This is a genomic window from Clostridium sp. OS1-26 (assembly GCF_030915445.1).
Classification (GTDB): Bacteria; Bacillota; Clostridia; order Clostridiales; family Clostridiaceae; genus Clostridium_AM.
Window position 1 is genome coordinate 805,271 of record NZ_CP133264.1, and the last position, 21,271, is coordinate 826,541.

Below are 21,271 nucleotides of genomic sequence, written 5' to 3' on the forward strand. Positions count from 1 at the left end.
CTATTTAATAGATAAACCTATGAAATTAACTAAAAAATTGATGTTATCTCCTTTATCATTTGGATGAAATTCTAACATTACTAATGTAGATACTAATAAGGATTCTGCTAATCTAGTATCAATTTTAGAATATTTGCTAAGAGTTTCAACCTTATCAAGATGGCTTAAAAAATTTTCTACTCTTAAAATTAAGCTATTTTTTAAATCATTAATCTCTTTATCATCTTTCAGCTCAGCTACTGAAGTATTTATCAGAGCTTTTCCTAAACCATTTCTTTCTTCAATGTCTTCATAAAGTGTGCTTATAAATTTTCTAAGTTTTTCTTCTGAAGAAATAGTAATATCACTTATAGAATCAAGTTTATTAAATGTATTTTGCCAACTTTCTTTAAGTATGCTTACATAAAGTTGTTTCTTATTTTCATAGTAATTATATAGAGTTCCAACAGCTACACCGGATTTTTTAGATATCATTTTCATATCAACATTAGTATAGCTAAGCTCAACAAACAATTCTAAAGCACAATTTCTAATAGTCTTCTCAACATCTTTTATTATCTTTGGCATAACATCACCTCTTTTTTATGAATCATGATTCATTTAAACATAATCCTATTTTATACTCTTATTTGCTATTTGTAAATAAATTTAAATGCCAAATTTGATAGAATTATAAATAACAGCTTTGGTAAAAAAACTATAAAAAAAATAAGAATGCTTAATGCATTCTTATTTTTTAGTTCCATCTTCAGCTGCTATTTGATCTTTAGTTTCAGTTTGGTTTCTCAACACTTCATTTTCCATAGCTTTAAAGGCTACTGAAAGCATGAGCTTTATCCTGTTTAATTGGTTAACCTCACTTGCACCAGGATCATAATCTATAGCTGCTATGTTTGCACCAGGATATCTTCTTTTTAATTCCTTTATCATTCCCTTACCTGTAACATGATTAGGCAAACATGCAAAAGGCTGCATACATATAATATTCTTTGTTCCACTCTCTATAAGTTCTACCATTTCTGCAGTTAAGAACCAACCTTCGCCAGTTTGATTACCTAATGATACTATTGGTGAAGCACCTTCTGCTAATTTTTCAATTTCTATAGGAGGACTAAATCTTTTGCTATTAGCTAAAGCAGCCTTCATAGGTTTTCTATAATACTCAATAGCCTTTATAAAAGCATTACGTATAATTTTGTTTCCTCTATTTCCTGAAAGATATTCATATTTAAACTTCGCATCGTATGCACAATACAGGAAGAAGTCTACTAAATCCGGCATTACTGCCTCAGCACCTTCTTTTTCAATAATATCTACAATATTATTATTTGCTGTAGGATGAAATTTTACAAGTATCTCTCCTACTATTCCAATCTTAGGCTTTCTAATATTATTTATCTCTAAAGTATCAAAATCCTCTACTATAGCATATACATTTTCTTTAAATTCTTTAAGATTTCCATTTATAACATTACACTTACACTTCTCAATCCATTTTTCATATAAAATATTAGCTGATCCAGGAATTTTCTCATAAGGTCTTACTTTATAAAGTACCCTCATGAATAAGTCACCATATAATAACCCAATCATAGCTTTATTTAGAAGACCTGCAGTTATTTTAAATCCAGGATTTTTCTCCATACCTATAGCATTCAACGATATTACCGGAATATTTGACATTCCAGCTTCCTTAAGAGCTTTTCTTAAAAAGCCTATATAGTTTGTTGCTCTACATCCCCCTCCTGTTTGGGTTATTAGTACGGATGTATTATTTAGGTCATATTTTCCTGATTTAAGCGCTTCAATTAGCTGTCCAACTACTATTATAGAAGGGTAACATGCATCGTTATTTACATATTTTAGCCCTTCATCTACCGCCTTCTTATCTACAGAAGGTAAAACCTCTAGATTATATCCAGATGCTTTAAAAGCTTCTTGAACGAATTGAAAGTGTATCGGAGACATTTGTGGACTCAAAATTGTGTGCGTTTTTCTCATTTCCTTGCCAAAAACAATTCTGTCTGAGTTCTGCAGCACCTTCTCTGGCTTGAAGCCTATGCTATCTCTTTCTTCTAAAGCAGCCTTTAATGATCTTATTCTGATTTTAACCGCTCCTAAATTACTTCCCTCATCTATCTTTAAAACAGTATATATCTTTTTATAAGAACTTAATATATCTTGCACCTGATCTGTGGTTACTGCATCTAAGCCGCAGCCAAAAGAGTTTAGTTGTATAAGTTCTAAGTTTTCTTGAGTAGCGACAAAGCTTGCTGCAGCATATAATCTTGAATGGTAAACCCATTGATCTACAACTTTTAGAGGTCTCTCAACTTCTCCTAAATGTGCTATAGAATCCTCTGTTAAAACAGCCATTCCGTAAGAAGTAATTATATTCGGGATTCCATGGTTAATTTCTGGGTCTAAATGATAAGGTCTTCCCGCTAATACTATACCTTTTTTGCCAGTTTCCTTTAGATATTGCAATACTTCTTCGCCTTTATTTCTTATATCTTTCTTAACCTTATGGTCTTCCTTATAGGCTTCTGCAACGGCTTGTTTAATCTCATCTCTACTTATATTGAAATCTTTTAATTCATCAAATAATCTTTTTACTAGTCTATTCTCATTATCTATAGGCAAAAACGGGTTCATAAATTTAATATCTTTATCTCTTAAAATATCCATGTTATTCTTAATAACTTCTGGATATGATGTAACCATAGGGCAGTTATAGTTATTGTCTGCCTGAACTTGTTCCTTCTGTTCATATGGAATGCAAGGATAAAAAATAAAATTTACACCTCTGTTAACAAGACTGATTATATGTCCATGAACTATTTTTGCAGGGTAACAAGCTGATTCAGAAGGTATTGTTTCTATTCCAAGTTCATATATCTCCTTGGATGATCTAGGAGACAGTTCAACTCTAAATCCTAACTTAGTAAAGAAGGTAAACCAAAATGGGTAATTTTCATATATATTTAGCACTCTTGGAATACCAATAGAACCTCTTTTAGCTTCTTCTTTCTTTAGTGGCTTATACTGAAATACTTTTCTATATTTATAATCAAATATATTTGGTATTTCATTAGTCTTATTTTCTAAACCGGCACCTCTCTCACATCTATTTCCTGAAATAAATTCTCTGCCATCAAAAAATTTATTTATAGTTAAGAGACAGTTATTGCTGCATTTTCCACACCTTTTCATGGTTATATCCGTTGAAAAACTATCTAGTTTATCAGATCCTAATAAGCTACTTTTTTTATCTTTTTTATATCTTTCTCTAGCTATTAAACCAGCTCCAAAGGCCCCCATAATACCTGCTATATCCGGTCTTACAACTTCTCTTTCGGATATAAGTTCAAAGGCCCTAAGAATAGAATCATTATAGAAGGTTCCACCCTGTACAATTATCTTCTTTCCGAGCTCCTTAGGATTTCTTATCTTTATAACCTTAAAAAGAGCATTTTTTATTACTGAATAAGAAAGCCCTGCCGATATATCACCTACAGAAGCTCCTTCTTTTTGGGCCTGTTTAACTTTTGAGTTCATAAAAACGGTACACCTTGAACCCAAGTCCACAGGTTTTTTTGAATAGGTTGCTGCCTTAGCAAAATCTTTTACATCCATATTTAAAGAATGAGCAAAAGTTTCTATAAATGAACCACATCCAGAGGAGCAAGCCTCATTAAGCATTATACTATCAATTACTCCATTCTTTATTTTTAGACATTTCATATCCTGTCCACCAATATCTAGAATAAAATCTACTCCCGGCTGGAAAAATTCTGCTGCCTTGTAGTGAGCTACAGTTTCAACTTCTCCTATATCCACTAAAAGAGCAGCTTTTATAAGCCCTTCTCCATAACCAGTAACTGCAGAATTTACTATGCTAGCTTTTGGAGGCAATTTGCTATATAAATCTTTTAATATTCTCACTGCAGACTTAAGCGGGCTTCCTTCATTACTTCCATAAAAAGAATAAAGTAAGTTACCATCATCATCAATAAGAGCTGCCTTAGTAGTAGTAGAACCTGCATCTATTCCTAAATAACAGTTTCCCTCAAAGTCTTCCAAACTTCTTTTTTGAACTACATATTTTTGGTGTCTTTCTCTAAAGCTTTGTAGTTCATGTTCATCTTTAAAAAGAGGCCTCAATGTCTGTACTGCATCACTTGTAAACTCTGCAATTTTAGGCAATTTTTCAATCAATGATTCAAAAGACATTATATTCTCTTTTTTAGAGGTTAACGCAGCTCCAATAGCTACAAACAACTGAGAATTCTTAGGAAATATAATCTGTTTTTCTGTTAATTGTAAAGTTTCAATGAATCTATTCCTAAGCTCAGATAAGAAGTATAAAGGTCCTCCTAAAAATGCTACATTTCCCTTTATTGATTTACCACAAGCAAGTCCACTTATTGTTTGATTCACTACGGATTGGAATATAGACGCAGCTACGTCTTCCTTTGCAGCTCCTTCATTTAAAAGAGGCTGAATGTCAGTTTTAGCAAATACTCCACATCTTGCTGCTATCGGATGAATGACCTTGTACCTCTTTGCAAGCTCATTTAATCCTTCTGCATCTGTTTGGAGTAATGATGCCATTTGATCAATAAAAGCTCCAGTTCCGCCAGCACATGTACCATTCATTCTTTGATCTATTCCATCATCAAAAAAAGTTATTTTAGCATCTTCTCCACCTAGCTCTATAGCTACATCTGTAGATGGAATAAATCTTTTTATGGTATTAGTACATGCTATTACTTCTTGTATGAATGATATATTCAACCATTCAGACACAGATAATCCACCGGATCCTGTCACCATTATTGTAATATTTGCTTCTTTGAAATAATCGTAAGCTTCTTTTATAACATCAATTATAGTACTTTTTATATCTGAAAAATGTCTTTGATATCTACTATATACTATACTGTCCTTATTATCACAAATGACAACTTTTACTGTAGTTGATCCTACATCAAGACCAATATGGAATAAGTTTCTCATAAATCATATCACCTTTTTTTACAAATTAATAAGTTTATGGGAATTACATATTTTTCTTTTAAATTATCCTAGGGATAAAATAACGTATGTACATTTTAATACATATTTTTATTATAACAATGTAAAACTCCAATTTTCATATGCTTTTTCATAAGCAATTTATATAATTCCTTAATACTAAATATATAGTTTATAAGAAAAAAAATAACCATATCGGCAATATACGGTTATTATATAATTTTGTTAAATTTACATAAATGAGATATAAGCGTATGAAATCCCATAATAATACTTTTCTATAGTAACATTATAACATATATTTGTCTCTATCTGTTTACTAATTGTTCAAATATAACATAATGTTAAAATTTCTATTTTAACATTATGTTATAGCCGTTCATATAATGAAATATGTCAAAACTTTTATAGGAGATGATCTCTTGGATAAAGTATCTGTTAATAACATTTATATGAACTATCATTCGCTAAAAGGATTAACCAAGGCTATAAATGATATAACCTTTACAGTATCAGATGGTGAATTTCTTAGTATAGTGGGGCCTTCAGGTTGTGGAAAATCAACCTTACTTAATATAATTGCAGGACTTTTGAAGCCATCTAATGGAGAAATATATGTTGATGGTGAAGTTTCAAGTTCTATATCAACTAAAATGGGGTATATGTTTCAAAGAGACCACTTATTTGATTGGTTAACAGTATGGGACAATATACTTCTTGGATTAAAAATACAACATAAGCCTGTAAATTTGTATAAAGAAAAGATTAACTCCCTGCTAAATGACTATGGATTATGGGATTTTAGATTCCATCATCCCTCAGAGCTTTCCGGTGGTATGCGGCAAAAAGTTGCCTTGATTAGAACTCTTGCCCTTAATCCTGAAGTTTTACTTTTGGATGAGCCCTTCTCAGCTTTAGATTACCAAACTAGACTTAATATAAGTGATGAAATTTATAAGATAATTAAAAAAGAAGGTAAAACGGCAATTATGGTCACACATGATATTTCTGAAGCCATATCAATGTCTAATAGAATAATTGTTTTAACAAATCGCCCTGCAAAGATAAGCAAAATATTTGATATTGATTTTTCAATCCCTCATGATTCGCCATTAAAATGCAGGGAAGACTCTAAGTTCAGACTTCACTTCAACAATGTATGGAAGGAGTTAAACTCTTAATGATTGATGAAATTAGAGAACATGAATTATATATAAAAAATGTTAAAAGAAGAAAAAGAAATATTGTAATTACTAGAATATCGATTTTAGTAGCAATATTTTTATTATGGGAAATTGCAGGAGATTTAAAATGGATAGATCCATTTTTGACAAGTACTCCATCAAGAATGTGGAAAAGTCTTGTTAAATTATATATGGAAGGAAGCTTATTTAAACATATTTGGGTTACTTGCTATGAGACTATATTAGGATTTGTCCTTGGAACACTCCTTGGTACTCTAATCGCTGTAATATTATGGTGGTCTGACTTCATTTCAAAAGTAATGGATCCGTATATTGTTGTGCTTAATGCCCTTCCAAAAGTAGCTCTTGCACCAATCATAATATTTTGGGTTGGAAACGGTACTCCTGCAATAATTTTAGTAGCTCTTCTTATATCAATAGTGGTTACTATAATAACTGTACTAAATGGCTTTAATGAGGTTGATATAGATAAAATAAAGCTTCTTAAAACTTTTGGAGCTTCTAAGCTTCAGATATTAATTTACTTGATAATACCATCCTCAATCCCTACATTGGTTTCAGCATTAAAAATAAATGTAGGACTTTCCTGGGTAGGAGTTATAATGGGCGAATTTCTAGTAGCTAAGGATGGATTAGGCTTTTTAATAATATTCGGTGGTCAAATAGCGCAATTGGATACAGTTATGCTCAGCATTATAATATTAGCGATACTCGCGTATTTAATGTATGAAGCGGTGGAGCTTTTAGAGAAAAAGCTAAGAATGTGGCTCTCGTAACTGCATAAAAAAATAAAATGTGGTTATGATTTTTAATGGAATATTTTTCCGAAAAATTCGATATAAATTTATTACAACAACAGAACGAAAAAATGTTTTGGTAAACCTAAGGAGGATCAAAATGAGCTACTTTCACAAGGCTAATGAATATTATAATGCTAAAGATTATAAAAAAGCGCTAGATATGTACGAAAAGGCCATTAAACTTAAAGAAAATGAAGCATCTTCACTTTATAATTCTGCTGTATGCTTTATAAAACTTAAAGAATATGATAAAGCTATTCCTCTATTAAAATCTGCTATTAGTTTAAAACAAGAAAGCAAGTACTTTTTTAACCTTGGATATTGTTATACCATGCTAAAGAATAATAAAAAGGCTTTAGTATATTTTAATACAGCATGGAGCCTAAATAATGATGATACTGACTGTGAAAAAGCAATAAATATAATAATTAAAAATCACCTATCAAAAAAATCAAAATAAAATACAGCTTGAAGTATCTAATCTTCAAGCTGTGTTTTTATTTCAGAGTATCAAAATTATATCCCTTAGATTGTAAATATTCTATTACCTGTGGAAGAGCCTCCACTGTAGTAACCTTAGCAGGAGCATCATGCATTAAAATTACTACATGGTCTTGGGTAGTGTATTTTTTCAACTCATCAAGCAAACCACTTACAGGAACATTGGGACGCTCAGCATCGCCGGTTAAGTCATTCCAGTCTATATAATGATAACCAGCCTTTTTTGCTGCTTCTCTAAAAGGTGCTAATTTTGTCCCAAAAGAGCCTCCTGGAAATCTTGCAAGCTTTAAATTATAATCATTACCTATTACAGATTTTAAAACCTTGTCCCCTTTATCTAAATCACTAATAAAAACACTTGGGTTTGAATATATGTGTTTCATGTTGTGAGAATAGGTATGATTTCCAACTACATGTCCTTCTGCTATCTCTCTTTTTACTAACTCGCTATTTTGCTCAGCATTTTGTCCAATAACAAAAAAGGTTGCTTTTATATTATATTTTTTTAGTATGTCCAATATCTTTGGTGTATTATTTGTTGATGGACCATCATCAAAAGTTAAATATGCAACTTTTTTACCATCTGGTTTATATGGGTCAAAGTCTCCACTACTATTGCTGCTTTTTTTATTATCACTATTTACCGCACTTTCTCTCTTATTCATAGCTTCGTCGGAAGGTTTCTTTTCTTGTTGCTTGGAGCTGTCATTTGCAGCACTTACAACAACATTACTCTTCTTATGAGATATTTTACCGCCAACAAAGAATCCAAAAGAAAAGAGTACTAATAAAGAAAATGCAGTAATGATGGCATTTCTTTTTTTTCTTCTTCTATTTTTCTTAATTCTTTCTTCATATTTCTCCATAATTCACCATCTCCTATAATCTCGTCAACAACATTATACTGCTTTTTGGTGAAAAATCATATTACAATTTAGTAACATTTTTACCACTCTCCAGCTATTTGAGATCCTCTATGATCCAAGTCAAATCTTTTGCTATTAAAGTAATTTCCTCCTTTATAAAAGGTTGTATCAACGTTAATCCATTTTCCTTCTTCAGGTATATACACTTGGTTCCATGCATGGCTTACCCAGCTGACACCATTAAACCCTTCACCAGTTATTAATCTTACTTTAATATGATTAGCCCTAGCCATCGCAACATACAAACAGGAATAGTCAAAGCAAATCCCTTTACCTGTGTTAAAGGTAGGTATAGCCCCTGACTCCACATTAAAGTTGTTGTTTAATACTTTATTCGCTTTATCATGATCATAACTTATGTTACTTCCTATCCAATTATATATTATCTTAGCTTTTCCCTTTGTATCAGATTCCTTAGCAGTAATTTCTCTCGCTGTCTTATCTATTTCTGCATCAGACTTTACACCCTGATCTAATGTAACTCCATTGTAATAGACTATAGTCCTGCCTTTGCTAACACTTTTTCCTGGCGTGGTTTCTTTAGACTCAGGTTCTTTTATTACAATCCTAAAAGAATTATTTATTATACCTGGTAACTTTTTAGCTATTTGAGAGTCTGTAATAGGGATAACTATTTCTTTGCATATAGTATTGTATGGTTTAGATGCTTCCAGGTGCTCATTAAGTTTTTCACTAGCACCAAATATAGACATTATATTTAATACAAAAGTTACTATGAGTACGTAACATACAGCCTTAGGAAACTGAGCAAGCATTCCTGCTATTCTCTTAAAAAAGCTGCTCTTTGAGCTCAAAAACTTTTCTAGCCCATCTAGTACGGGATAAAGGGTTACGTAGCTTATAAGGTCAAAAATCAATTTAATAATTCTATATACTATGAATATAAGTATTGGTATTACAACCGCATATACTATAAAACTATTGCTTTCTATATACTGAACTACACTATCGGGTATAATTTTATATATCTGTTTATAAACACCAGCTTCGTGCTGTAAAAATATTTTTTTGCCATAATAAATTCCTAATACTAAAGAAATAATAAAAGAAATATTTCTATTTATTTCATCTATTCCAGCCTTCAAGTTACTTGAGGAAAATTTAAATAAGAAACCTTTTAAAAGAGGATATAAAAATACTAAAACTAATACAAGTGTTACAGGATTAATATTCTTATTCATTATAATAATCACCTCTTAATCAGTTGATAATTTCTATACTTAACAAAATACTTTTACGTTTTAATCTAAGAGGCCTTGTTAAATATAAGAGTCTTTTATAATATTATTTAATGCTGCTTTTATGTCATTCCAAGAATATCCTCTTCTCAAAAGATAGTCTCCTAACTTCTTATAAAGTTTTCTAACATCACTTTCAGATTTTATTAATATTTTATATCTTTTCTCTGCCAGTTCATATAATTTATCTATATCCTCATTCACCTTATCTTCAGCTTCTTTTTCATATATATCATCTATATCCTGTTTTACTACTTGATTTAAAACACCTTGTACTATATCTAAATTATAGCCCTTTCTAATTAGGTATTCTCTTAATTTTTTATGAATATTTCTGATATCCTGTTCACTTTTAATTAATAAATTATATTTTTTTTCCGCCAATTTTAAAGCGGAGCTTTCCTCAGATTCTTTATCTATATAACATAGCTTTTCATTTATTATTTCTTCACTTATTCCTTTATTAATTAATGCGTATTTTATTTTATTTCTACCTTGAGAGTTCATTTTATCTTTTATGTACATTTGTGCATACTTATTATCATTTATAAAATCATACTGTTTGAGAAACTCTTTAGTTCTTTTCACAACTTTCTCATCGTAACCTTTTTCAATTAATTTATCAGTAATCTGCCTCTCTGTTTTATACGATTTTTCGATCATTTTTAGGGAGGTGCTCTTACATTTTATATAATTATCTTCATTTGCTATTTCCTCTAAAGTATCTTTCTCTATAATCTTATCCTTTGAAAGATTATGAGTATATACAAGTTCTGCACTACATGCGAAAGCAAATTCATCATTTACATATATATTAACTCTATCTTTATTTCTTTTCTGCACTTCAATCTTTGTAATAACATATTTATCTTTACTCATTTTAAACTCTCCAATTAAGCATATCAAGATTACCTACCATCTTCACATTTCAATATGTGTATAGTAGGATTTTCAAAGACAACTCTTGCTACATTGTATATATCTTCTTTCCTTATGTTCTCCAAGTTTTTCATATCACCAACAAATTTGAATATATCATCTTCGTCAATAGCTTGATGTAATACATAATTTCCTATGTCTGTAGAATCTTCTAAAGTAAATGCTACAGCTGTCTTTAGAACTTTTTTCATCAGTCCTATGGTACTGTCATCAAAAACAATATTTTCATTTTTAATTTCTTCTATGCAATTATCTATCGTGTTTATAGTTTCATCCACACTCTCATCACTAACAGCAGTATATATATATAAGGTTTTTACATTAGTAGTCAAATCCAAATCTGTATAAACATCGTAGGCAAGGCCTTTTTCCTCTCTAAGCTTCCTGAATAATATAGAGTTAGCACTTTCTCCAAATTTATGATTTAAAATTCTAAGAGCAAGCTCCTCTTCTTTTGTTATATCATAAAAAGTGAATAGATATAATATTGTGCTTTGTTCTATATCTTTTTTATAAGAAACCTTTAACCCAGGTATATTATTTTCAACAATAACTTCCTGTCTTTTAAATTCTTTCCACATCCACTCTTTAAAATACGTCCAAACTAAATTATATACATACTCATGTTCAAAGGATGATACTATAGAAATAAAACAATTATTAGGAACATAATATTTGTCATAAAAGTTTACTAATTTTTCTCTGTTTATCTTATTAATAGTTTTTTCATCGCCTATAGTTTCATATCTTAGAGGGCTTTTTATAAATGCCATCTCATTTATCTTTTTAAAACTATAGTCTTCTACATCATCTTTACTTGTCCTAACCTCTGCTAGTATTACATCTCTCTCTTTACCAATCTCTTCTTCTGGAAATGTTGAATTTCTAAGCATGTCTGATAACAATTCTAGTGATTTCTCTAACTCTTCACGTAGTGCTGTAACACTGTATACTGTACAATCATTGTCAGTATAGGCATTGTATTCTCCACCTAAGGTCTCTAAATCTAAGTTTAACTGCTCATTTGTTTTAGTTTTAGTGCCTTTAAACAGCATATGTTCAATAAAATGTGATATTCCCTTTTCCCCTGGATTTTCAAAAATTGCTCCTATTTTTATACCTGCATGTATTGAAGTAACTTGCGTATCTTTCTTTATACTAATCAATCTTATTCCATTAGGTAAGACTTTTTGTTTAGCATCAAACATAAAATTAATCTCCTTAAAACCATAGTTATAATACATTATATTATAATTTATGTTGACAGAAATAAAAAGATTAAAACCTATAAATAAAAAAACTCCCCGGATTTCTCCGGGGCTAATACCTATTATTTATTGCTTAGGTGATGGCGCAGGATCTAGTAATCCCGTTTTATTTAGCTGTAAATTTATTTCTCCAACAACAGCCTCTCTAAAGTGATCTATTTCATCTTGAGTAAGTCCTGGAACTTTGCTTAAAAGCAGCTTATTAAACATATCAGCTTTTTGTTGTCCGGAATTTGGTGTTAGTTTAAATTGTTGCTCAACAGCGAAAAATATACCTTTTGCAATGTTATAGGTTGCATTATACTGATCAGCACCCATTTGATTTATAAGAGCTTCTTTTTTCTTAGTCAAATACGAAACAGCAACAGTAGCCAGATATGAAACCAATACTCCCAAAATTGATAGAACTGCCTGTACAAAAATACTCATCACTTGATTTTCCATAAACTTCATCCTCCAAGATTAATTTTTATAGATAAAAACTTTTAGTTAGGCATCTGAAAGAAAATAACAAGTCAAAGATGCGACGGATATTTTGTGTCAGACAAGGAGAAAGGTTCCGCAGATAGCCAACCCTATCTAAGGGTTCTGTCAACGCAGTATGACACAAAATAGACTAGCAGATTGACTAGTTATTTTTTTGAAGATGCCTTATATATTATTTTAAAATCTTATTCCAGCTTTCTATTCTAACAACTCCATCTGGATCTGAGTATACTTTAATAGCTTTTTGCCATGCCTTAATCTTTTGAACCGTTGTATCATCAAACACTCCAGTCTTAGATGCTCCAACCCACCACTGAATAAATTTAGTTGCTATAGGATTATCCGACCAACCCTTTCCTATTGTGGGCATTTTAGTTATAGCATTTAGTGCATCTGTAAGCTGAGAATCTATATTATCACCATCTGGTAACCCTACTATATTTCTAAACTGTCTTATTGCAGCCTTAGTTTTAGTATCTAGTTGACCTGTAGCATTAATCTCTCCACTTTCTAGACAGCTAACTCTTTGCAAATCATGCTGTACAGATTTTATAAAGTAAAAATTGCTATTATCCGGCTTCACTGTTTGTCCAGTAAGCCCTTGAACTATTGCCGAGGCTATAACTTCAGAACCTAACTTATTGTATAGGTCCGCATCACCTTGAGTATCTACAAAACATACTTCTATGAGAATTGCTACAGGTTTACTGTGCTTTATTACGTATAAACCACTGCCATCTTTGACTCCACGATTTACAAATCCCAATGCTACTAAGCTTTTTAATACACTAGAAGCTAAAGTGTTTCCTGCAGTACTCATTGCAAATACCTCACTGCCTTTTCCACCACCTGCATTTAGGTGTATAGAAACTAAATAGTTTGCATTCGCTGCATTATCACATCTTTGCTGCAGCGAATTTGGAACACTCCAAGCACTTGTAGGTCTTACATTCCAAGCCTGATGGCCTAATATTTGAAGTTTTCCTATAACTCTATTTGCTATATCTAATGCACAGTCCTGTTCATTTAAATACCCTTCTGCTCCTGTGTCTGGATAACATCCATGCCCAGGATCTAACGCAAATTTACTCATAATAATCTACCTCCTATTTAGGTTATGTTGGTAAATTAAAATTGATAATAGTTATTTAAATATTTTATCTTTAACTTCTTTCACATCTTCTTTAATACAGTTTAAGCCTTCTTCTATACATTGAAATTTATCTGTTAGCTGAGATATTATCTCCTGATATTTTGATTCTCTTTTGGAATTCTCATTTAATACAAAGAAAAGCAGTGTTATAAAAAGTACCGCCCATATTCCTTGCTGCATAGCTAAATCTAATACTTTATCTTCCAAGTTGCACCTCCATTAAATAATAAAGTGCAGAACTCTTCATTCTGCACTAGCTTTTAGTTATTCTATGGTACAGGTTGTAGCCCTTCTTTACATATTTTTTGTAATGTCCATCTTCTTTAAGTCTTTTTGGTTATCTATAAATTCCTTTGACTCTGCTCTTTTAGCATGCTCTGGAGTAATAACAACTTCCGTAAAATGTCTAATACTTTTATCCGATGACTACCCGCTCTAATACTCCCGGCGCACTCTGTGAAAGCGACTATCACCAAATCACAGATTTGGGATATCTGCTTTTCTCCAAGCGGGAGTAAAGAGCAGCTACGTCCCTGGATAACGATTTCTAAGCATCAGGTGGAGTTAAAACTCCATCTGATGCCAAGAACTCTGTTTATGCTCTTCAACTATTTCGTCATCAGCGCTTTTCTTTTCTAAATGGGTTTCTTCCATAGTTACCATCTCCTTGTATTTTATAATATGAGATAGTAACTGATGGGTATATGTGAGGCAAAATAAAAAGAACCTAGTTAATCTGGTTCTTGTGTCGTATAATTTTTCTATTGTATAATTAGGTCTTGTCTACCTTTCTCTGTTAAATATGCGTCTATATTAACTTTTAAATCTGGTCTTTTACTTATTACATAATTATAAGTATAAACTTCATCTATTATTCTCTGTCCCATATATTCAGCCATTATAAAGCACCTCCTAAAATTAAATCATCAATTGTCTTTTGCATTAAATCAAATGATTCTTTAGGAACTTCTGTATAAATAATTTGTGTGGGAATTACTCTTGGAACATCTGAAAATATTAAGAAATTTCCCTCAAAAAGATTCTGCTCCTCAACTAATATTAATGGTTTATTTTCATTAATAAGATTTTCACGTTCCTCTAATGTATTATATTGAACTTTTTTTTCCATCTATATCACCTCATTAAAGTGTGTTTGAATAACCAATTGTAACACCTGGAATTTTATCACATAAAATTTTAATATTTGATATTGACATACCGCCAGAATTTGAACCAGAAGCGCCATATATTTGTATTCTATCACCAGCATTTATTGTAATATCGTCAGTATAAGTCATAGTGTTAGTAGAAGCATTAGGGTGACTAACACCTCTAGCCACATCATTCACATAAACTTGTGACACAGCCCCAGCACCATAATAATTTTTTGATTCTGTATAAATAACCCTTACACTTCCAGAAAAATTCAAAACACACTCTGCTATTTTTTTAACGTAAGTATATCCAAATGTATTACCATTCCAAACAGGAATCGCTAATGCACTAGCTGACCCTATAGAAAAAGAAAATCCTTGAATATAACCAGCACCGTTATGATAACCAGCAGGAATTGATATATTACCATATGTATAAGACATTGGTATTATATATGCACCATTATTAGGCATTGTTCCAGTAACTTTAGAACCATTTGCATAAGCAGTATAACTACTAAGAATTTGTGGTGCTGTAGCTGTTGCATCTGAGGTATAAGTACCAACTAAAGGACTATCCCATCTTCCAATTTTAGCACCTGCTTGAACAAATTGAGGAGCAACGCCCCATAATGATACATTTATTTGAGTATTTGCATCATAATATCCAGTAGGTAAATTCTTTATAGGAAATATTACTCTAAAACCAGGGTCACCTTGGTCAGTAATAATGCCACCATATTGTAATTGACTATCTGCTGTTGACGATATTGTTACACTTGATTTATTAGGCATTGTACCTACTAATCCTGTGTCGGTATCATTACTAAATTTTTTACCTGCTAGTACATCTCCGACACCTGCATCACCTTCTGCACTAGCTTTGATAAAAAAACAATTACTTGCTTGGTTGTACCAAACTGTATAAGCCTTTCCTGATATTAGATTTGGTGCAGTAGTAGTTCCAGGCTTATATAAAGGCTTTGTATTTATTGTTGTAGCACTACTATTGTTATTTGCACTAGCTATAAATGTTATTGGATAACCATTTATCAATGTGCCACCAATTGTTAGTGTTATGGCTGTTGCTGTTCCTCCTGCTGTTTGATACAGACTATCAGCCAAATGCGACATAAAATCATTCTGTTTAGCTGGCCCCCCTGCCTGCCCTAGTTGTGAGCTTTGTAAGGCTGTATCAGCCTTGATACCTTGTGCTGAAGTTGCTGCTCCAACATCAGTTGCTATAAGTGATACCGTCCCTGTTTTACCGTTAACACTTTGCACAGCAACTGTTGGTATGTCTGTTTTTAAAGCTCTTTTTGCAGCTCTGTATCAATAACATCAGCATTATAATTAAGATCATCAATATTTACTACATCGGTTCCTTCTGGCTTTTTTAATCCTAAATTTGCTGTTATCTTCATATTTATCACCTCTATCCATAAATTTTTAAGTCATTCCATGTTTTCATTTTGGACTGACTCCAAGTGAGTTCTATTAATTTATTCCACCAAGTATAAGTATATTTAAAAGAGTATCCCAAATGCGCTGGCTTAATAGTTTCTATTATTTCTATTAATCCTACCATATTCTTTGGAATACCCTTTATACCAATAAACTGTATTATAAAACTATAGTCTAAAAAGTTTTCTAATACCTCAACTTCTCCTCCTGAAAAAGCTTCAGCAACATTTTTAATCATATTTTTAGTTACAGTTCCAGCTCCTCTTAACTTTGCCTTTATAATCTCTCTTCTTTCTTCATAGGATTTATTTAAATCAATCTGAATACCTAGAGGTTTTTCCCATATGCAGCTTAGTCCCCAAGTTGCAGTGTCAATATAAAATTGATCTAATAAATCCTTTTTAGAATAATTTAGTTTACCAACTTCTTTTGATATAGTACTTTGAACACTTTTCATTAGTTCAGAATTTTCATAGTATGTTGGTAAGTATTTCATTAAATTAGGTGTAAAAGGTTGTAGCTGCTGTAATATTGGGTTATCATCAGCATATTGTGTGCTCCCATAGATAGTATCACCATACATTTATTGCACCCCCAAACTAACAGTGCCAAACACAGGTATTTCTTCATCCTCAATTATTACATTTAAAATACCTCCATTAACAAGAAGATTGCTGTAATCTATAACTCCATCAGTATTAAATATTAAATTGCCTATACTTGCATATGAAATATAGTTGCTTATAAAAGATATTTCTTTAGAATATTTTATTAGGTTATTTTCAATAGAAGCTTGAACTTGATTTAAATTATATAATTTAGTATCTATTACTAAATTAGCTGATATATTTATTGATTTTTCTTTTGCTGAAACTACTGTAATATCAGAACCTATGGGTCTATTTTCTTCTATATGATTTTTAGCGATATCTACAAGATTACTATCTGCAGCTCTTTTATTTGAGTTAATTATAATTACCTTTACAGTTCCATTGCCATTCCAAAGCGGAAATACTTTAGCATCTCCAACACCAGTAACCTCTTTAGCCCAATTTCTATAATGATATTTATTACCTGAAGTTGTTGGAGTTTGCAGTCTTTCAAAATACCTTTTCCTTAGGCTTTCATCCTCTTCAATATCATAACCATTTGTTATCGGACTAGGATTTGTAACAGATATAATCCCACTTATTTGCACTGGAATCTCAGTAATAATATTAGCAGGAACATTGTACTTACTTCCGACTTCACTAGCTTCTACACTCACAATAGTTGATTCGTTTGTTACTATAATATCTTGCATAACCTTATATACTAGACCGGATTTAGTTTGAAGTATTGAGCCCGATTTCAAAGTTGTGCCTACAACAGCTTTTACTAAAATTTGAGTTAAAGCTTTTTTACCAGGCTTCCTAGTAATTCCATAAGGATTTGTTATTTTTTCAAGATCCTCTCCTGCAGCTATATAGGGATCTGTTCTTCTTAATATATCATCATTTGATATATACGATTTTTCTAATTCTTTGCTTACTGGAGATAAAGCATCATAAATAAAAGAACCTTCTGATTTATCTACATCAGAAGGTATACCATCTTTCATTCTTTTCAATATATCATTAGCCAAGTTATTTTCACTATACAAATTATCGCCTCCTATGCAGAAGTTTAATTATTTTCGAATAGTCTTCCATATTTAATCCTTAAGAACTCTTTTTTCCTGAAGATTGATTCTTGTCGAAAATTTCTATTAATTCGAATTATATAAAGCATTTATCAAATAGTATTAATATCTGTTACTTTTCCATTACGCTAATATATATTTCTTGTCTTTTCCTAATTTTAGTAACATTATTCTCTCTTAGTTCATTTTAATTAATCGTTCACAAATTGTTTTTTACTTTTGTTGCTATTGTATTTATAAAATACTGCTATCGAATCCCTTTCCATCAACCTCAGAAGCGTCTATTACAGAGATAAGAGCATCTTTATCTATATTTTGTATTGAATATTTTAGCTCTGGTAAGTGAGATAAGTGTACTATACAATACAAAACTTTTCTTTCTTTACCAGTCAAGGTTTGCCCATTTAAAATGGTAGCTCCCCGATGCATATAAGTCATGATATAATCACATACTTCTTTCTCTTTTTCAGTAATTATAAACAAAAGTTTTTTTCTTACCATACCATGAATAATTTTATCCGTTACAACTGACGTGATATACATTGATATTAATGTATAAAGCGCAGTTAACATACCATTTAACAATGCACCTACACATACTATAACGCAGTTAAAAATAAGCCCAATTTTGCCAACATCATAATTATCGTGTTTTTTCTTGAATAGCATTGTTATAATATTAATTCCACCCATAGAACCATGATTTGCAAAAGTTAACCCTATGCCAAGCCCATTTAGTAGTCCCCCATATAGACAATACAGTAGGGTATCATTAGTACTTATTATAGTTTGTAGATCTTTAGTAATAACTAAAAAGACTGAGTAACAAACCGTACCTATTAAACTATAGATTGTAAATCTTATATTTAATTTTTTAAAGCTAATGGCGAGCAGAGGTATATTAGCTAACATTATTGTATAACCAGCTGGGAATTTAGTTATATATTGAATCAAGATAGCAAGACCTGACACGCCACCACTATACAGTTTTGCATGCACAATGAACATATTTAATCCTATTGAAGATAGCAAGCAGCCCAATATTATAAGAACTACATTTTTTATTCTTAGATTATTTGTTATTGTTTGCATATTCATCCCTTACCCTCATATAGTTTATTGTTATATTTACGTATATAGAGTATCAGACTATGCTTGATGACGCAATGATTTTCTATTGTTTACTTTTAAAACTTGACATCATCTCTAATTATATTAAAATATCTATTAGTGACTATAATTCTAAAGAGGTGATTGTAATGAAAAAATTTTCCTGTATTTCCATAGTATTGGTTATGTCCATATTCTTCGTTGCATGTGGTGCCAAAACTCCTAGTAATACTAATACTTCTAGTAATACCAATAATACAAGTAAATCAGATACTACTAACAACACTAGTGATCTGCCTAAAGAATTCTCATATCTTCCTTCTTATGGTGCTGATATGAAGCTTGAAAATTTCACACCACCATCACAAGGTAAACAGGGATATGGTACTGCAAAATATACTATAAAAAATACTAATAATAATGACGCATTAAAGCACTATGAGGACATATTAAAAAAAGACGGTTGGACAATTTATGAAGATAAAAAACCTGTTTCTATTGCAGCTAAAAAAGATGATCATCAAGTTGCAATACTCCCTGCAGCTTCCGGATCAGATGTACTGTTAACTATTATATCAAAATAAGGATAGTAGATTTCTACTATCCTTATTTTGATTAATGTTTCTATTGTTCAGTGTATACCTGTCCTGTTATTTGTTGATGCTGATCAAACGTAATTTTTTCCTTAGCTACAAATACTGCAACTTGAGCAGGTATATAATATCCTGCTTTATAGTAATTGCTTATTATGTCAAACCAATTCATATTGCATCAGACCTACCTTAACCATAACAAGCAGCATTTGAGAAATTAAAGTGTTAACTGATTGTATCCGTTGTTCTAAACTGTTATTCTTATTTCTCAAGTATATTGCTATTTCTTGTAACTTAGTCATAGCTAGAATGTAAAGTCCCATCTTCTGCTACACTATCAATTGCAATGTTAAATTGCACCTCATATCCCTCTTGAGAGTTCCTGTTATCTGCTATCGTCTGTGGCTTCTCGTTTAAAATTTTTATTGTCAAGCCTGTGTCTGGCTGATATAGTAAATATCGATACTCAAGATAGACGCTTGGAAGAATGTCATTTAATATAAGTTTACCCGTATACTTATTTCTTCCTTGTATTTTATAATATAAAGCAGTAACTAATAGACATATGTGAGGCAAAATAGAAAGAACCTAGCAAGATTGGGTTCTTAAGTCATATAATTTTTCTATTATGTCTTAAATCTCTCTTGGAATTAATAATATTTGTGCCTTTTCATCTGCTGTAATTAATCCTTTATCTACTGCATTATCTAAATTAATTTCTGTAAAATTACTATTGTACTTCCAACAAGTAACAAAATAATTATATAATCTGCTCATTAATTACACCCCCAATAATGCATTTATTGCATTTTGTGCTTCTAATAAAGCATTAGCTAAATTATCTCTTTCTTTTCTTAAAAACTTAACACTCTCGGGTTGTTTAATTACACAACACAAAGTAAGAATATTATCTTGATTAACTTCTTGAACACAAATATAATTTTCATATTCATATCCAACTTCAAAATTTCTGTTGTCTGCAATAGCTATTTTATTACTGTTAGTTATATTAACAGGCATTTCATTATAAATAGCCACAACATACCCATCTGAATTATATTCTAAATATCTATATTCTAACGCTTTTTCATTACCATTTACGTCAGTAAAATAAATTTTCGCATTATTTTTATCAAATATAAACACCTCCATTATTCTAACCAAACATTATATACATTTCCAGTTACAGTGTCGCTTCCAGTGCTATGATTTGATGAAAAATATATTTGTAAATATTGCACTCCAGTAAGACCAGTTAAGTCAAAATTAACAGTACTCCTAGAGCGTGATGTAGAAATAATTGTATATGAAGATGATGTTCCTACAAGACAACTACCACCTCCTTGAACTATAGTAAAATCCATATCGACTTTGAATGTTTTATATCCAGTTACATCTACATTCCAACGTATATACACACTTGAACCATGTCTATCATCACCACATCCATAAATTGATAAAGAAGAACCAGTATTAGTAACAGTTCCGTAACTACCCACATCAAGAGTATAAGGTACATTTTGAACACCTGCTGTAAATAAAGCATAAATTGCTTGATAAGCCGACCTCCATACACCACCTACATTAGCATAAGAATATTTAACTTGTCTCCAAACACCACCTACATTTGCAAATATATTTTTGACTTGTCGCCAAACACCACCTACATTTACTTTTGCTTGACCTGCCATAAAA

24 protein-coding genes are annotated in these 21,271 nt (G+C 31.2%); 4 read left to right on the forward strand and 20 right to left on the reverse strand.

Translation table 11 applies throughout. From position 1 onward, the window contains the following. The gene (locus RCG18_RS03995) at nucleotides 1–567 is read right to left on the reverse strand and encodes a TetR/AcrR family transcriptional regulator (protein WP_308040137.1); all 567 of its coding nucleotides are present in this window, start codon (nucleotides 565–567) and stop codon (nucleotides 1–3) included. A gap of 162 nt (nucleotides 568–729) precedes the next feature. Then, the gene (locus tag RCG18_RS04000) at nucleotides 730–5,019 is read right to left on the reverse strand and encodes an acyl-CoA dehydratase activase-related protein (protein ID WP_308040138.1); all 4,290 of its coding nucleotides are present in this window, start codon (nucleotides 5,017–5,019) and stop codon (nucleotides 730–732) included. Between the two features lie 440 nt (nucleotides 5,020–5,459). On the opposite strand from RCG18_RS04000, the gene RCG18_RS04005 reads away from it, so the two are divergent. The 3 genes from RCG18_RS04005 (at nucleotide 5,460) to RCG18_RS04015 (ending at nucleotide 7,502) form a co-directional block, all read left to right on the forward strand. Beyond that, the gene (locus RCG18_RS04005) at nucleotides 5,460–6,218 is read left to right on the forward strand and encodes an ABC transporter ATP-binding protein (protein ID WP_308040140.1); all 759 of its coding nucleotides are present in this window, start codon (nucleotides 5,460–5,462) and stop codon (nucleotides 6,216–6,218) included. After that, nucleotides 6,218–7,018, forward strand: coding sequence for an ABC transporter permease (locus tag RCG18_RS04010; protein WP_308040142.1), 801 nt, complete (start codon nucleotides 6,218–6,220; stop codon nucleotides 7,016–7,018). Before RCG18_RS04005 ends, RCG18_RS04010 begins: the two co-directional genes overlap by 1 nt. A gap of 121 nt (nucleotides 7,019–7,139) precedes the next feature. Then, a complete protein-coding gene (locus RCG18_RS04015; RefSeq protein ID WP_308040143.1) occupies nucleotides 7,140–7,502 on the forward strand; it encodes a tetratricopeptide repeat protein in 363 nt (120 codons plus the stop codon). A 37-nt stretch (nucleotides 7,503–7,539) separates the two neighbouring features. Here the strand turns inward: RCG18_RS04015 and RCG18_RS04020 are convergent, their stop codons facing one another. The 13 genes from RCG18_RS04020 to RCG18_RS04080 all read right to left on the reverse strand — a co-directional run bounded on the left by RCG18_RS04020 (nucleotide 7,540) and on the right by RCG18_RS04080 (nucleotide 18,971). Continuing rightward, nucleotides 7,540–8,409, reverse strand: a complete 870-nt coding sequence (locus RCG18_RS04020; RefSeq protein WP_308040144.1) for a polysaccharide deacetylase family protein — start codon at nucleotides 8,407–8,409, stop codon at nucleotides 7,540–7,542. Nucleotides 8,410–8,489: 80 nt separating this feature from the next. After that, a complete protein-coding gene (locus tag RCG18_RS04025; RefSeq protein ID WP_308040145.1) occupies nucleotides 8,490–9,671 on the reverse strand; it encodes a transglutaminase-like domain-containing protein in 1,182 nt (393 codons plus the stop codon). Nucleotides 9,672–9,749: 78 nt separating this feature from the next. Next, complete coding sequence (recX, locus tag RCG18_RS04030) at nucleotides 9,750–10,607, reverse strand: recombination regulator RecX (protein WP_308040146.1); 858 nt, start codon at nucleotides 10,605–10,607, stop codon at nucleotides 9,750–9,752. Between the two features lie 29 nt (nucleotides 10,608–10,636). Then, nucleotides 10,637–11,875: a pitrilysin family protein gene (locus tag RCG18_RS04035; RefSeq protein WP_308040147.1), complete on the reverse strand. Its 1,239-nt coding sequence runs from the start codon at nucleotides 11,873–11,875 to the stop codon at nucleotides 10,637–10,639. 126 nt (nucleotides 11,876–12,001) lie between these two features. After that, entirely contained in the window at nucleotides 12,002–12,379 is a 378-nt protein-coding gene (locus RCG18_RS04040; RefSeq protein WP_308040148.1) for a hypothetical protein, read from the reverse strand. A 214-nt stretch (nucleotides 12,380–12,593) separates the two neighbouring features. Further along, a complete protein-coding gene (locus tag RCG18_RS04045) occupies nucleotides 12,594–13,514 on the reverse strand; it encodes an N-acetylmuramoyl-L-alanine amidase (RefSeq protein ID WP_308040149.1) in 921 nt (306 codons plus the stop codon). 51 nt (nucleotides 13,515–13,565) lie between these two features. Then, entirely contained in the window at nucleotides 13,566–13,781 is a 216-nt protein-coding gene (locus tag RCG18_RS04050; RefSeq protein ID WP_308040150.1) for a BhlA/UviB family holin-like peptide, read from the reverse strand. Nucleotides 13,782–14,335: 554 nt separating this feature from the next. Further along, a complete protein-coding gene (locus tag RCG18_RS04055) occupies nucleotides 14,336–14,473 on the reverse strand; it encodes a hypothetical protein (protein WP_308040151.1) in 138 nt (45 codons plus the stop codon). Then, a complete protein-coding gene (locus RCG18_RS04060) occupies nucleotides 14,473–14,703 on the reverse strand; it encodes a hypothetical protein (RefSeq protein WP_308040152.1) in 231 nt (76 codons plus the stop codon). Before RCG18_RS04060 ends, RCG18_RS04055 begins: the two co-directional genes overlap by 1 nt. 13 nt (nucleotides 14,704–14,716) lie before the next feature. After that, the gene (locus RCG18_RS04065) at nucleotides 14,717–16,012 is read right to left on the reverse strand and encodes a hypothetical protein (protein ID WP_308040153.1); all 1,296 of its coding nucleotides are present in this window, start codon (nucleotides 16,010–16,012) and stop codon (nucleotides 14,717–14,719) included. A gap of 151 nt (nucleotides 16,013–16,163) precedes the next feature. After that, complete coding sequence (locus RCG18_RS04070) at nucleotides 16,164–16,775, reverse strand: YmfQ family protein (RefSeq protein ID WP_308040154.1); 612 nt, start codon at nucleotides 16,773–16,775, stop codon at nucleotides 16,164–16,166. Next, the gene (locus tag RCG18_RS04075; protein ID WP_308040155.1) at nucleotides 16,776–17,834 is read right to left on the reverse strand and encodes a baseplate J/gp47 family protein; all 1,059 of its coding nucleotides are present in this window, start codon (nucleotides 17,832–17,834) and stop codon (nucleotides 16,776–16,778) included. A gap of 273 nt (nucleotides 17,835–18,107) precedes the next feature. Next, entirely contained in the window at nucleotides 18,108–18,971 is an 864-nt protein-coding gene (locus tag RCG18_RS04080) for a YitT family protein (RefSeq protein WP_308040156.1), read from the reverse strand. A gap of 161 nt (nucleotides 18,972–19,132) precedes the next feature. Between RCG18_RS04080 and RCG18_RS04085 the strand changes: the two genes are divergently transcribed. Next, nucleotides 19,133–19,567: a hypothetical protein gene (locus tag RCG18_RS04085; protein ID WP_308040157.1), complete on the forward strand. Its 435-nt coding sequence runs from the start codon at nucleotides 19,133–19,135 to the stop codon at nucleotides 19,565–19,567. Nucleotides 19,568–19,607: 40 nt separating this feature from the next. Here the strand turns inward: RCG18_RS04085 and RCG18_RS04090 are convergent, their stop codons facing one another. The 5 genes from RCG18_RS04090 to RCG18_RS04110 all read right to left on the reverse strand — a co-directional run bounded on the left by RCG18_RS04090 (nucleotide 19,608) and on the right by RCG18_RS04110 (nucleotide 21,267). Next, complete coding sequence (locus RCG18_RS04090; protein ID WP_308040158.1) at nucleotides 19,608–19,748, reverse strand: XkdX family protein; 141 nt, start codon at nucleotides 19,746–19,748, stop codon at nucleotides 19,608–19,610. Nucleotides 19,749–19,870: 122 nt separating this feature from the next. Next, nucleotides 19,871–20,152: a hypothetical protein gene (locus RCG18_RS04095; RefSeq protein ID WP_308040159.1), complete on the reverse strand. Its 282-nt coding sequence runs from the start codon at nucleotides 20,150–20,152 to the stop codon at nucleotides 19,871–19,873. Between the two features lie 57 nt (nucleotides 20,153–20,209). Next, nucleotides 20,210–20,353 (reverse strand): hypothetical protein, encoded by a 144-nt coding sequence (locus RCG18_RS04100; RefSeq protein WP_308040160.1) that lies wholly within the window; start codon nucleotides 20,351–20,353, stop codon nucleotides 20,210–20,212. A 3-nt stretch (nucleotides 20,354–20,356) separates the two neighbouring features. Next, complete coding sequence (locus tag RCG18_RS04105) at nucleotides 20,357–20,728, reverse strand: hypothetical protein (protein ID WP_308040162.1); 372 nt, start codon at nucleotides 20,726–20,728, stop codon at nucleotides 20,357–20,359. Next, nucleotides 20,728–21,267 (reverse strand): hypothetical protein, encoded by a 540-nt coding sequence (locus tag RCG18_RS04110; RefSeq protein ID WP_308040163.1) that lies wholly within the window; start codon nucleotides 21,265–21,267, stop codon nucleotides 20,728–20,730. Before RCG18_RS04110 ends, RCG18_RS04105 begins: the two co-directional genes overlap by 1 nt. Nucleotides 21,268–21,271: the final 4 nt, after the last annotated feature.